This window comes from Salinimicrobium oceani, from assembly GCF_012037645.1.
The window spans coordinates 1-393 of record NZ_JAAVJR010000905.1 but is presented as its reverse complement, the minus strand read 5'-3'; the positions used below and the strand labels follow the sequence as shown (position 1 = coordinate 393).

Genomic DNA, 393 nt, shown 5'->3' with positions numbered 1-393 from the left:
GAGGAAAGCCGAAATGACCGCAATTTTGGAGAAGATATAGTTTTTCACACCAAAGAGCAGGTGGATGCATATTCTGTAAATCTTGATTTTGAAAAGAAGTTTCCTCAGAACACTTTATTCTATGGTGGGGAATATGTTTTCAATAAAGTAAATACTGTAGGAAAGGAAACCAATATTGTATCCGGAGAAAGCTTTCCGGGCACTTTAAGATATCCCGATGATGCCACCTGGCAATCTCTTGCTGCCTATGGAAACCTACAGTGGGAGCTGAATTCAAAATTGACTTTACAAACGGGGGCGAGGTATAATTATATTTTACTTGATGCAACTTTTGATGAAGTCACTTATGATTTCCCCTTTAAGGATGCAGATCTCAAAACCGGAGCTTTGACC

At 39.2% G+C, this 393-nt stretch carries 1 protein-coding gene; it reads left to right on the top strand.

Annotated elements, in window-relative coordinates:
* The coding region (locus HC175_RS19985; RefSeq protein ID WP_168139831.1) for a TonB-dependent receptor domain-containing protein at nucleotides 1-393 on the top strand (393 nt) is incomplete at both ends.